Origin of the sequence: Lebetimonas sp. JS085, assembly GCF_000523295.1 — a bacterium.
Lineage (GTDB): Bacteria > Campylobacterota > Campylobacteria > Campylobacterales > Nautiliaceae > Lebetimonas.
Map to the genome: position 1 here is coordinate 1,132,432 of NZ_ATHR01000001.1, position 13,077 is coordinate 1,145,508.

Below are 13,077 nucleotides of genomic sequence, written 5' to 3' on the forward strand. Positions count from 1 at the left end.
TATGTATGAATATGAAAGAATGAAATTTTATTGTGATGAAGACAGATGTATTGAATGTAATGCCTGCACAATAGCCTGTGCGGAAGCACATGAACTGCCTGTGGGTATTCACAGAAGAAAAGTAGTTACATTAAATGAAGGAATTGAGGATAAAGAATTTTCAGTATCTATAGCCTGTATGCACTGTACCGACGCACCTTGTTCACAAGTTTGTCCGGTCGATTGTTTTTATATCAGAGAAGACGGAATAGTACTTCATGACAAAGATAAATGTATAGGATGTGGTTATTGCTTATACGCCTGTCCTTTTGGTGCTCCTCAGTTTCCAAGAGACGGAGCATTCGGAATTAGGGGAGTTATGGATAAATGTACAATGTGTGCTGGAGGTCCTGCTCCCACTTTTTCTGAAAAAGAGTATCAGTTATATGGTCAAAACAGAATTGCAGAAGGAAAAGTACCTATGTGTGCTGCGGTATGCTCTACTAATGCATTAATTGTTGGGGATGCCGAGAGCGTTTCTAAAATAATAAGAGAAAGAGACGCAGCTAAAGGCAAAGGGCCTATGACTCCATACGGATGGGATCAGGCGTATAAATAAGGAGTTGTTATGAAAAAATTACCGCTATTTAGCGTAATAAGTTTTTCTCTTTTATATGCCGGGATTGTTCCTTTAGTGGAGCCAAATCAGGCTCCCGAGCATCCTGGGAGTAGATTGATTTCTCCTGAATTGATAGAAGCAATCCCTTCTTGGCATAAATATGGAGAACTGTTTTTATATTTACAGACACACTGGAGCAAAATTTTATTTTTAGTTGTTTTAATAGCGGTGCCTGCAGTTTTTTTGCTTCATTATTTGATTGTAGGTCCCAAAATTTTTTCCCATGAAGGAAGAAAATTTTTAATTTTTCCGACATGGCAGAGAATTATACATTGGATAGCTGCTTTGGCATTTATTTTATTGGTCCCTTCAGGCTTTTTTATTATTTATGCTAAATTTTTTGGAGGAGGTACTCCTATTAGATTTATGAGATATCTGCATGACATAGGGGCATTTTTATTTGCACTGGTTGTAATTCCTATGACTGTAATGTGGTTTAAAGAAATGCTTCCGAGACTTTGGGATATTAAATGGATGATGATACTTGGAGGTTATTTGGTTAAAAGAAAACAGGAAATCCCTGCAAGTAAATTTAATGCTGGTCAAAAAATGTGGTATTGGCTTGCTATGTTTGGCGGAATGGTTATGATTATAACAGGTGTAATGATGTATTTTCAGGATTTCGACATAGCCCTCCTTAGAAAACTGAATTTATATCAGATAGATTTGTTAAGATTAGCTGTTATTATTCATTTAACATTAGCATTATTTATTGTTGCATTCTTTTTTACTCATTTATATATGTCTCTTTTTGCCATTAAAGGTTCAATTGAGAGTATGATAGACGGTTGTAAAAGTGAAGATGAGCTTAAACATTTACATTCTATTTATTACAAAAAAATTGTTAAAGAAGGCAAAGACAAAGAACTTGCCGAAAAATGCAAAGATTAAAAACAGACTAATTTTTAGTCTGTTTATTTTTATTACTTTTTTGGATTTATCTCATAAAAAATATGCAAAAAATGCATAAAAAAATATGCGTTTTTGTCATATAAAAGACATTTTTATTTTTTTTATATAGTAAAATATGCAAAATTTCCATAAATAAAAGGAGAAAAAATGAAAAAATTTGCTTTAATTTTCAGTGTTATCGTTTTATTTGCCTTTGGTAAAAAAATAGTTGTATTCCATGCCGGAAGTTTAAGTGTCCCGTTTTCACAGATTGAACAAAAGTTTGAGAAAAAATATCCTCAGTATGATGTGGTAAGGGAAGCTGCCGGAAGCAGGGCGTGTGCCCGAAAAATTACTGATTTACATAAAAAAGCCGATGTAATGGCAAGTGCTGATTATAAAGTTATAGATAACCTGCTTAGACCAAAATATGCAAAATTCAATGCTTTGTTTGCAACAAATGAGATGATTATAGCCTATACGCCGCATTCAAAATATGCTGATAAAATAAATTCAAATAATTGGATGGATATTTTATTAAAACCTGGAGTAAAAGTGGGGCATTCCAATCCTAATTTAGACCCGTGTGGATATAGAGCAATGATTGTAGCAAAACTTGCCGGAATTTACTATAAAAGACCAAAATTTTTTGATAAGTTATTCGGTTACGGAGACAGTTATGAAAACGGTGAGGAAAACAGAAATAAAGTAGTTGTCAGACCGAAAGAGACAGATTTATTGGGATTACTTGAAGCCGGAGCGTTTGATTATCTGTTTATTTATAAATCTGTTGCAATGCAGCATCATTTAAAATTTATTACTTTGCCTCCTCAAATTAATTTAGGTGATAAAAAATATGCATCTTTTTATAAAAAAGCGAGTTTTAAAGTTACAGGTAAAAAACCGGGAACTTATATTGTAAAAAAAGGCGCTCCTATGGTTTACGGAATAACAGTTGTGGAAAATAAAAAAGAAGGACTTCCTCCTCATGAAAAAGGTGCTGTTTTATTTGTAAAATATGTTCTTTCTCCCGAAGGTCAGGCAATAATGAAAAAAAACGGTCAGGGTGTAATAAATCCTCCGATAATTGAAGGCGATGACAGTATATTAAAAAATTATTAATTTATAAATTATGGGTTAATCCCTTTTTTCTTTTTTTATAACAAAAAATATGCAAATAATGCATAAAAAGGAGGAAAAATGAAAAAGATTTTATTTATATTTTTAGTTTTAGTAACCGAAATATTTTCAGCTGATATTAAACATATAAAAATTTGCGCGGGAGCGGGGCTTATAAAGCCGATAAATGAAATAGTGAAAAATTTTGAAAATGAAAATAATGCAGTAATAGATATTCATTACGGAGGTTCGGGAGAACTTTTTTCAATTTTACAGACTAACGGCTGCGATGTGTTTATTCCTGGCGCTTATTATTATACAAAAGAAGCTTTAAATAAAAATTTAGTTTATAAAAAAAGCGTTAAAATAATAACAAAACATATTCCTGTATTGGTTGTTCAAAAAGGAAATCCAAAAAATATTCATACCCTTAAAGATTTAACTCGTCCTGATATTAAAATAATTTTAGGTGACCCGAGGGCTACGGCTATAGGAAAAGTCAGTATAAAAATTTTAAAAAAGAATAATCTTTATAAAAATGTCAAAAAAAATATTGCTATGTATGCTGGGACCGTTAATCAATTGCTTATATATATGGTAATGGGACAGGCTGACGCTGCAATAATGTGGGAAGATATGGTTTCTTGGGCAAAACAGAAAGGGAAATTGGAAGTTATTAAAATTCCTGAAAATGAAAATATAATTAAAACAATACCTACTGCGGTTGGAACAATTTGTAAAAATAAAAAACTTGCCAATAAATTTAATAATTATCTCTCTTCTGGTAAATCAAAACAAATTTGGAAAAAATGGGGATTTGAAATATGAAAATATTCAGTTTTAAAACAATTAGCATAAGTATGTCTTTATTGATTACTTTTTTGCTTTTGATTGCTGTTTTGAGCCTGTTTTTTGTTCCTAAAATCGGAGACATCATCAATGCTTTGCGTTCTGGGGAAATGATTTATTCTATTAAATTATCTCTTATAACGTCTCTTTTATCAACTTTTTTTGTTTTGATTTTTTCTGTTCCTATCGCTTACGCTTTGTCAAGATATGATTTTTTTGGCAAATCTATTTTAAAGACAATAATAAATTTACCGATGGCTTTCCCCGAACTTGTATTGGGACTCTCTTTACTTTTACTTTTCAGCAAAACGTTTGTCGGAGATTTTTTTGATGAATTGGGGATTCAGATTGTTTTTACAAAAGCGGGCATTGTAGTAGCGCAATTTTTTACCGCTTTGCCTTACGGAATCAGAATTATTTATTCATCGTTTGAAAGTGTTAACAAAAGATATGAATATGTTTCAAGAAGTCTGGGATATAGCGAATTTGAAACATTTAAAAATGTATTGGTCCCTTTGATAAGAAACGGGATATACGCTTCGGCAATTATAACTTTTGCAAGGTCAATGGGGGCATTCGGAGCGGTTTTGATTTTAGCGGGGGGTTCTTATATGAAAACGGAAATACTTCCTATAACGCTGTTTTTAAATATTTCTTATGGAAATATGGGAATGGCTATTACCAGCGGTATTGTGCTTATTGTTATTTCATTTGTTGCAATATTGTCCGTTGAATATATGGAAGGAAAAGAAAATGTTTTTAAAGATTGAAAATATAAATATAACTTTAGGAAAATTTACTTTAACAAACGTTGATTTCGGCATAAAAAAAGGGGAATATGTAACAATAATAGGGCCAAGCGGAAGCGGTAAATCCATTTTGCTTGAAACAGTTGCGGGATTTTATAAGCCTCAAAGCGGAAAAGTATATTTGAATAATGAAGATATAACCGATAAGCCGATTGAATCCAGAAACATCAGTATCGTTTATCAGGATTATGTTCTTTTTCCCCATATGAGTGTATACGAAAATATAATGTACGGATTGAAAAAACACAATAAAAATAAAACACAAAACGATAAAGATATTAATGAAATAAGCAAACTTTTAAAAATAGACCATTTATTAAAAAGAAAACCTTTAACACTTAGCGGGGGAGAGATGCAAAGGGTAAGTATAGCAAGAGCTTTAATAGTAAAACCACAGCTTCTTTTAATGGATGAGGCTTTCAGCGCTCTCGATTATAAAATTAAAAAAGAAATGAGACAGTTGCTTAAAGAGGCGGCTAAAAAATATAATACCACCGTATTGCATGTAACCCATGATTTTGAAGATGTATGGACACTGGCTGATAAAACGGTATTGATGAGATTTGGAGAAGTGTTACAGGTTGGTACTCCCGAAGAAGTGTTTTCAAAACCGAAAAACAGAAAAGTTGCCGATTTTGTAGGAACAAATATTTTAAATGCCAAAGTTATTGATAAAGAAGATAATTTGAGCGTATTAGAAATAGACGGATTCAAGCTGTATTCCATAGATGATGCAGATATAGGGCAAAATGTAAAAATTTCTATTCGTCCGGAAGATATCATAGTATCCAAATCCGGCTGTGAAAAAGAATCCGCAAAAAACTGTATTTACGGATTTATTGAAAAGTTAGAAAAAAAAGGTTTTTTAGTGGATTTAATAGTTAATGTAAATGATATAAAATTTGTTGTGCTTATTACATTAAATTCATATGAGAAATTGAATTTACAAGAAAAAACAAACGTATATTTAATTTTTAAAGCATCAAATGTGCATATATTTTAAATAAAATGTATAATTATAAAAAACTGCCTATATAAAAAGGTTACCGATGAAAAATAATATTTTTATTTTTCAAAATAAAAAAAAATTACGGCCGGTGTTTATGGTATAGTTTTATTTGTGAAGTATATGTTTTTATATGTGCTTTTGGTTAATCAAAAAATATTAAAGGAGATGAAATGTTTGTAGAATTAAATGACAGGGTTTATATAAATAAAAACAGGATATCAAGAATTAAAATAGATGAAGTTCAGGACGGAATAAGAGTGAGATTTTATGAAGGAAACGAGCAGATTGCAAAATCACACAGATTTAAAAATGTGGGAGAAGCCAAAGAGTGGATTAAAAATAAATTTTTAGGATAAAAATGCTTAAGGTTGAAAATCTTTTTTTAAAAAAAGGCGATTTTATTTTAAATCAGGTTTCTTTTGATGTAAATAATAAAGAATATGTTGTTATGCTTGGAAAAACAGGAAGCGGGAAAACCCTGCTTCTTGAATCCATCGCCGGTTTTCACAGAATTGAGGGAAAAATTTATTTTGAAGGCAGGGATATTACGAATTTTCCTCCTGAAAAAAGAAATTTCGGGTTTTTATATCAGGATTTTCAGCTTTTTAAAAATTTAAATGTTGAAAAAAATATCCGTTTTTCTGAAAAATTTAAAGGAAAAGACAATAAACTGTTTAATGATTTAATTAATTTTTTAAATTTAAAGCATCTTTTAAAAAGAAAAATTGTAAATTTAAGCGGAGGTGAAAAACAGAGAATTGCACTTGCAAGGGCAATATATTCAAGGCCTAAAATACTGCTTCTGGACGAACCTTTGAGTGCGATTGACCCGACTTTAAGAAATGAAATAATGAAAAATTTAAAACAGCTGCCAAATAGATACAATATTTCTGTAATTCATGTAACGCATAATTTCAGGGAAGCTTCTTATTTAGCCGATAAAATAGGAATAATTTTAAAAGGGAAACTTTTGCAGTTTGATGAGAGCAAAAAAGTTTTAAATTCTCCCGATTCTTTGGAAGTTGCCAAATTTCTCGGATTTAAAAATATTTTTGAGCTGTCTTTATTAGGTTTTGAGAATTCTCATAAATATTTTTCGATTGATCCCAATTTGATTTATATAACAAGAGAAAAAAAAGAATATGATTACTGTTTTAAAGGACAGATAGATGAAATTATGGGTATTACCGACCATTATAAAATTTATGTAAATGTTAATGGGGAAATGTTTTTTATAAAAATATCTAAAAATTATTTTAAAGAACTTGATTTGAAAAAAGGAGAGCAGGTATTTTTATGTTTTGATAAAAAAGATATTGTATTTATTTAGGAGTGTGGATGAAAAAAGTTTTTATATTTTTAAGTCTTATTATATTACTCTTTTTAACGCTTCCTTTATGTAAATTAATCTTTGGTATTTCTTTAGCCGGGTATATTCAAACAATTAACGATAAAGAAGTGATAAATTCTATTTTTTTAACAATGAAAGTTTCATTTTTTTCCACACTTTTTGTGTTTTTTACAGGGGTGCCTTTAGCTTATCTGATTGCAAGAAACAGTTTTTTTGGAAAAAGTGTGCTTGAGAGTGTTATAGACATTCCAACAATGGTGCCGCATACCGCTGCCGGTATTGCACTGCTTATGACGTTTGGGACAAGAAATATTGAAAATTTTTTGGATAAACTGGGGCTCGGTTTTGTCGATTCCACTACGGGTATAATGGCCGCTATGATGTTTTTATCATCACCGTATCTGATTAATTCTGCAAAAGAGGGGTTTAAAAATATTGACCCTAAAATAGAAAATGTGTCCCGCTCTCTTGGAGCCTCTTTTTTTTATACATTTTATAAAATAGTTTTGCCTCTGGCTAAAAAGGATTTAATTAACGGAATGCTTTTGATGTGGGCGAGGGGGCTTGGAGAATTCGGTGCTGTTGTTATTATTGCATATCATCCGATGGTGGCGCCTGTTTTGATATATGACAGGTTTATAAATTTCGGACTGAATTATTCAGCGCCTGTTGCCGCATTAATGATTATAGTTTCAATTGTTATTTTTTCAGTTATAAGATATCTGAATAATAAGTTTTTTTAATGATATAATTGCATTAAAAAAAGGCATTTGATGCAAGATATTATTAGGAACTTTTCTATTATAGCCCATATTGACCACGGGAAAAGCACGCTGGCCGACAGACTTATAGAATTTACGGGCGGAATTAATGAGAGGCAAAAAGAAGATCAGCTTCTTGATACAATGGATATAGAAAAAGAAAGAGGGATTACTATAAAAGCCCAGAGTGTAAGGCTTGAATATAAAGGATATATATTAAATTTAATCGATACACCGGGGCATGTGGATTTTTCTTATGAAGTGAGTAAATCACTTAAAAGCAGTGAAGGTGCCCTTTTGGTGGTGGATGCAACACAGGGGGTTGAAGCCCAGACGCTTGCAAATGTATATATGGCTGTTGAAAATAATCTCGAAATTATTCCTGTAATTAATAAAATTGACCTTCCGAGTGCCGAACCAGAAAGAGTGGCGGAAGAGATAGAGCAGACCATAGGTATTGACGCAAGTGAGGCGATATTTGTAAGCGCAAAAACAGGAATAGGAATAGAAGAGCTTCTTGATGCAATAATAGAAAGAATTCCTGCTCCAAAAGGGGATAAAAACGCCCCTGCAAAAGCCTTGATTTATGACAGCTGGTTTGATAATTATTTAGGGGCGATTTGTTTAGTGAGGGTTTTTGACGGGTCTATCAAAAAAGGTGATGAAGTTTTGGTAATGGGGACCGGTAAAAAACATAAAGTATTAGACCTTTTTTATCCACATCCTCTTAAAAAACTTAAAACCGACGAAATTAAAACAGGTGAAGTCGGAGTGGTTGTAATGGGGCTTAAAAATGTAGCCGATATCAGGGTGGGAGACACCATTACAAACGCCAAAAATCCTGCAGGCGAGCCGGCTGCCCCTTTTGAAGAGCCGAAAAGTTTTGTATTTGCAGGGATTTACCCGATAGATACCGACAAATATGATGAACTTAGAGACGCACTTGAAAAATTAAAATTAAATGATTCGTCTATTACTTACGAGCCCGAAACTTCACATGCACTCGGGTTTGGGTTCAGGGTAGGGTTTTTGGGTCTACTTCATATGGAGGTCGTAAAAGAAAGGCTTGAAAGAGAGTTTGGTATTGAACTTATTGCTACTGCTCCGAGTGTTACATATAAAGTAAAACTGACTGATAAAAGTGAAATAGAAATATCAAACCCATCAGACCTCCCTCCGCCAAATAAAATAGAAAAAATTTACGAACCCTATGTAAAAGCCACCATTTTAACTCCAAGTGAGTATATAGGAAATTTAATTCAGTTTTTAAATGACAAAAGAGGAGTTCAGTTAAAAATGGATTATCTCTCTCCCGAGAGGGTACTCTTGGAATATGAACTTCCTTTGAATGAAATTGTTACGGATTTTTACGATAAATTAAAAACACTCACCCGTGGATATGCAAGTTTTGATTATGAACCAATTGGATACAAAGAAGGCGATTTGGTTAAAATGGATATAAGGGTGGCCGGGGAAATTGTGGATGCCCTTAGTATTATTGTTCCAAAAGAAAAAGCTGAGAGGAAGGGAAGGGAGTTAATTAAAGTTATGAAAGAATTAATTCCAAGGCAATTATTTGAAGTGGCTATTCAGGCAAGTGTGGGAAATAAAATCATTGCCCGTGAAACTGTAAAAGCATTAAGAAAAGACGTTACCGCCAAATGTTACGGAGGGGATATAAGCAGAAAAAGAAAACTGCTTGAAAAACAAAAAGAGGGTAAAAAAAGAATGAAATCAATCGGAAAGGTTAATATTCCTCAGGAGGCGTTTTTAAGTATTTTGAAAATCGACTAAATTAAACGGAAAATGGATAATGGATATTGACTAAATGGTTATAATATAAAAAAATAACTACAAAGATAAAAATATGACAGCTTCAGAGCTTCATTTTGCTAACGCACCGCTCAAATTTTACTAAAAATTGCAAACAGCTACGCAGGCCCTAAGGGCTCGGTGCAATTTTTTAAACGCAAAATTTTCGCTAAATTCCGCTACGCTGTCATATTTTTACTTTTACGTTATTTATTAGTTAATGTCAAAAATTATCTTTTTATTTTATACGCAAATATTAAGCTTATTATCAAAAACATAAAACTTAAAATTCCCACTCTCTCAAGCCCTATTAAATCGCTGAAAACACCTATTAAAAATGTAACAATTGCCGGTATCAGGAATGCAAGCATCATATAAACACCGTTTAGAGCGGTTGAATTTTTTTGGTGGTGGATGATAGAAAGCATCACAGGCCCGGTTGAAAAGAGGCTAAGTCCCAAAAGTATTAAAGGCAGATAAATTAAATGAAAATAAATAAAAAGGGGCATTGAAAATATTGCTATAAGTGTTGAAATAATCAATGTTTTTTTATATCCTAATCTGTCTCCTATGTTTCCTGCAAGAAAAGTACCAAGAATTGCGAAAAACTGAAAAAAACTTAAAGATATATTTGCTTTGTTTAAACTCTCACCCGTATGTGTTAAAAACAGAGGAAGATAAAAAGCGAAAAATATTTTTGCAAAACTCTGGAAAAATATAAAACCGGAAATTATCAGAAAAAATTTTTTATATTCTATAAAGATTTTAAAGTTCGCTTTTTGTTTTGTTTTCGGTTTGAAATTGCCTTTTATATCCTTTAATTTCCACCATAAAAAAGCTGATGCAAAAACAGCAAAAAACACGGTTTTTAAGAGTCCTTCAAGTCCCCAGATACTTATTGCCGCCGTTGCAATCAAGGGAGCTATGGTTCTTGCCAGCTCTCCCCCGACCATAAACATACTCATACCAAAACCCATTTTAGGGGTAACCTCTTTTACAATTCCCGGGGTTGCTATATGAAAAATCTGGGCTGAAATTCCCGCTAAAAAAAGTAAAATCAGTAAAATAATATAATTTGGTGCTATTCCTATTAAACTCATAAAAACAGCTGTGCTAACAGGTGTAAGAATTGTAAAAATTCTTAAATCTTTTTTTGAAACCAATAAACCAAGATACGGATTAAATAAAGCGGGAATTCTTCTCACAACATCAAGAAGTGACGCTTCAGTAACGCTGATTCCAAGTTTTTGAATTAAAAGCGGTAAAACAGGCGCGAGAAAGGAAGTGTAAATATCGTGTGTCAAATGGGCAAAAGATAGTAAAAAAACATTGAATTTACTTTTCATAAACTGCCTTTTTTAAGCAATTGTAGCAGAAAATTATAGTTTGATATTTCTTATTCCGTAATTTTCCACTACAAAATCTATATCTTTGTCACCTCTTCCTGAAAGATTGACTAAAATTGTATCGTTTGGTTTTTCTTTTGCCAGTTTCATAGCATATGCAACGGCATGTGCACTTTCAAGGGCCGGAATAATTCCTTCATACTGGCTTAAAGCGTAAAACGAATCAACGGTTTCTTCATCGGTTATTGCTGCAATATTTAATCTGCCTCTTTCTTTTAAAAATGCCTGCTCCGGTCCAACTCCCGGATAATCAAGTCCGCTTGCTATTGAATAAACAGGTGCCGGGTTTCCGTTTTCATCTTTTAGCATTAATGTGTTAAATCCGTGAATCACACCTTCATCCCCATACATTAATGTGGCTGCATGTTCTCCCAGTTTTGTACCTTTTCCAAGAGGCTCGACTGCATATAATTCAACCTCATCATCAATAAATCCGCTGAATATTCCCATAGCATTGCTTCCGCCTCCTACACATGCAACTACATTATCGGGTAAAAATCCAAGCATTTCCAAAAACTGCTCTTTTGCCTCAAATCCCACAACACTTTGAAAATCCCTAACCATCATAGGAAACGGATGTGGACCAACAACACTTCCTATTGCATATAAAGAAGTGTCAAGCTGTTTTACATAACTTTCAAACGCACTGTCCACCGCTTCTTTCAGTGTTTTTAACCCGTGTGTTGCAGGCACTACCTCGGCACCTAATATTTTCATTCTTACAACATTAGGATGTTCTTTTTCAATATCAACTTCACCCATATGTATTTCACATTCAAGTCCGAAATATGCTGCCGCTGTTGCCAGTGCTACCCCATGCTGTCCGGCCCCGGTTTCTGCAATCAGTTTTTTCTTGCCCAAATATTTAGCCAAGAGGGCTTCTCCCATACAGTGGTTTAATTTATGTGCCCCCATATGGTTTAAATCTTCCCTTTTTAAATATATCTGGGCTCCATTTAGGGCATCTGAGAGTCTTTTTGCATGATACACTGGCGTTGGTCTGCCTTGAAAATGCTTTTGAATTCTTCTGAGTTCACTTATAAAATCATGAGAGTGTTTGAGTTTAAGATAAGCTTTTGTGATTTTGTCAAATTCATCTTTTAATATATCAGGAATGTAAGCTCCACCGAATCTACCGAAAAAACCTTCACTGTCAGGATATTTTTGTAAATGTGATTTTTTCATAACAGTCCTTTTTGTCTATTTTAATAAAAAAGAAAAATTAATGGAGATTTAAAAATTCTTTTATCTCTTCAACTTTGTCTGTTTTTTCCCATGAAAACTCTTCCCTTCCAAAATGTCCGTAAGCTGCTGTATTTTTATAAATCGGTTTAAGTAAATCAAGTGTTTCAATTATTCCTTTTGGGGTTAGATTAAATATTTTTCTAACTGCAACTTCAATTTTTTGTTCATTTACTTTTGCCGTGCCGTGTGAATCAATATAAATACTGACAGGTTCAACAACTCCTATGGCATAAGCAATCTGAACAGTTATTTTTTCGGCAGCCCCCGCAGCAACCAAATTTTTTGCTACATATCTTGCGGCATATGCCCCGCTTCTGTCAACCTTTGTTGGGTCTTTCCCGCTGAATGCCCCTCCGCCGTGAGGTGCCGCCCCCCCGTATGTATCAACGATAATTTTTCTACCGGTAAGTCCCGCATCCCCCTGAGGGCCTCCTATTACAAATTTGCCGGTCGGATTTATGAAATACTCAACATTTTTGCTTAGTATACTTGCAGGAATTACTTTTTTTATAACTTCTTCAATAACAGCTTCTTTTATTTCAGAATAGTTAACGTCTGGTTCGTGTTGGGTGGATACAACGACTTTTTCAACACTTACGGGTTTTCCGTTTACATATTTTACACTAACCTGAGCTTTTCCGTCCGGTCTCAGCCATGGAACTATTGCTTCTTTTCTTGCAATCGCCAGTCTTTTTGTAAGTTTATGGGCAAGCATTATGGGAAGAGGCATAAGTTCAGGGGTTTCGCTGCATGCATATCCGAACATCATGCCCTGATCGCCCGCTCCTATTTCTTCTCCTTTTTCAACCCCTTGACGAATATCCGGACTTTGCTCTCCAACTCCATTTAATACCCCAGCAGTTCTGTAATCGAATCCGAATCTTGCATCTGTATATCCGATTTCCCTTACCACCTCTCTTGCAATTTCCTGCATAGGGGCGTAAGTTGTAGTTTTAAGCTCTCCCGCAATAATACAAAATCCATTGCTAAGAAGTGTTTCACAGGCAACTTTTGCATTTTTGTCTCTTTCAATTATATAATCAAGTATTGCATCACTGATTTGGTCAGCCATTTTATCAGGATGGCCCTCAGTTACACTTTCGCTGCTAAATAAATATTCTCTCATAAATTCTCCTTATTTCATTTTCCATTTTCCATTTTCCATTT

The 13,077-nt window shown here is 33.5% G+C and carries 13 protein-coding genes; 10 read left to right on the plus strand and 3 right to left on the minus strand.

What is annotated here, in order from left to right; genetic code table 11:
• The first annotated feature begins 1 nt into the window (after nt 1).
• From fdh3B to lepA, 10 genes are all read left to right on the plus strand, one after another.
• Nucleotides 2-598, plus strand: a complete 597-nt coding sequence (fdh3B, locus tag DZ68_RS0106410; protein WP_024787803.1) for a formate dehydrogenase FDH3 subunit beta — start codon at nt 2-4, stop codon at nt 596-598.
• 9 nt (nt 599-607) lie between these two features.
• Nucleotides 608-1,549: a formate dehydrogenase subunit gamma gene (locus DZ68_RS0106415; RefSeq protein ID WP_024787804.1), complete on the plus strand. Its 942-nt coding sequence runs from the start codon at nt 608-610 to the stop codon at nt 1,547-1,549.
• Nucleotides 1,550-1,717: 168 nt separating this feature from the next.
• Complete coding sequence (gene wtpA, locus DZ68_RS0106420; protein ID WP_024790905.1) at nt 1,718-2,671, plus strand: tungstate ABC transporter substrate-binding protein WtpA; 954 nt, start codon at nt 1,718-1,720, stop codon at nt 2,669-2,671.
• A 78-nt stretch (nt 2,672-2,749) separates the two neighbouring features.
• A complete protein-coding gene (modA, locus tag DZ68_RS0106425) occupies nt 2,750-3,496 on the plus strand; it encodes a molybdate ABC transporter substrate-binding protein (RefSeq protein ID WP_024787805.1) in 747 nt (248 codons plus the stop codon).
• Nucleotides 3,493-4,287, plus strand: coding sequence for an ABC transporter permease (locus DZ68_RS0106430; protein ID WP_024787806.1), 795 nt, complete (start codon nt 3,493-3,495; stop codon nt 4,285-4,287). Before modA ends, DZ68_RS0106430 begins: the two co-directional genes overlap by 4 nt.
• The gene (locus DZ68_RS0106435; RefSeq protein WP_024787807.1) at nt 4,271-5,329 is read left to right on the plus strand and encodes an ABC transporter ATP-binding protein; all 1,059 of its coding nucleotides are present in this window, start codon (nt 4,271-4,273) and stop codon (nt 5,327-5,329) included. The genes DZ68_RS0106430 and DZ68_RS0106435 overlap by 17 nt, the downstream gene beginning before the upstream one ends.
• Before the next feature lie 176 nt (nt 5,330-5,505).
• A complete protein-coding gene (locus DZ68_RS0106440; RefSeq protein ID WP_024787808.1) occupies nt 5,506-5,691 on the plus strand; it encodes a hypothetical protein in 186 nt (61 codons plus the stop codon).
• Between the two features lie 2 nt (nt 5,692-5,693).
• Nucleotides 5,694-6,665 (plus strand): ATP-binding cassette domain-containing protein, encoded by a 972-nt coding sequence (locus DZ68_RS0106445; protein ID WP_024790906.1) that lies wholly within the window; start codon nt 5,694-5,696, stop codon nt 6,663-6,665.
• Nucleotides 6,666-6,673: 8 nt separating this feature from the next.
• Nucleotides 6,674-7,429 (plus strand): ABC transporter permease, encoded by a 756-nt coding sequence (locus DZ68_RS0106450; protein ID WP_024787809.1) that lies wholly within the window; start codon nt 6,674-6,676, stop codon nt 7,427-7,429.
• Between the two features lie 30 nt (nt 7,430-7,459).
• The gene (gene lepA, locus DZ68_RS0106455) at nt 7,460-9,241 is read left to right on the plus strand and encodes a translation elongation factor 4 (RefSeq protein WP_035907190.1); all 1,782 of its coding nucleotides are present in this window, start codon (nt 7,460-7,462) and stop codon (nt 9,239-9,241) included.
• Nucleotides 9,242-9,489: 248 nt separating this feature from the next.
• On the opposite strand, the gene DZ68_RS0106460 is transcribed toward lepA, so the two are convergent.
• From DZ68_RS0106460 to metK, 3 genes are read right to left on the minus strand one after another with little or no spacing between them, the layout of a single operon-like run.
• A complete protein-coding gene (locus tag DZ68_RS0106460) occupies nt 9,490-10,605 on the minus strand; it encodes an MFS transporter (RefSeq protein ID WP_024790907.1) in 1,116 nt (371 codons plus the stop codon).
• Between the two features lie 33 nt (nt 10,606-10,638).
• Nucleotides 10,639-11,850, minus strand: coding sequence for a tryptophan synthase subunit beta (trpB, locus tag DZ68_RS0106465; RefSeq protein WP_024787812.1), 1,212 nt, complete (start codon nt 11,848-11,850; stop codon nt 10,639-10,641).
• 37 nt (nt 11,851-11,887) lie between these two features.
• Nucleotides 11,888-13,036: a methionine adenosyltransferase gene (gene metK, locus DZ68_RS0106470; RefSeq protein WP_024787813.1), complete on the minus strand. Its 1,149-nt coding sequence runs from the start codon at nt 13,034-13,036 to the stop codon at nt 11,888-11,890.
• Between the last annotated feature and the right edge of the window lie 41 nt (nt 13,037-13,077).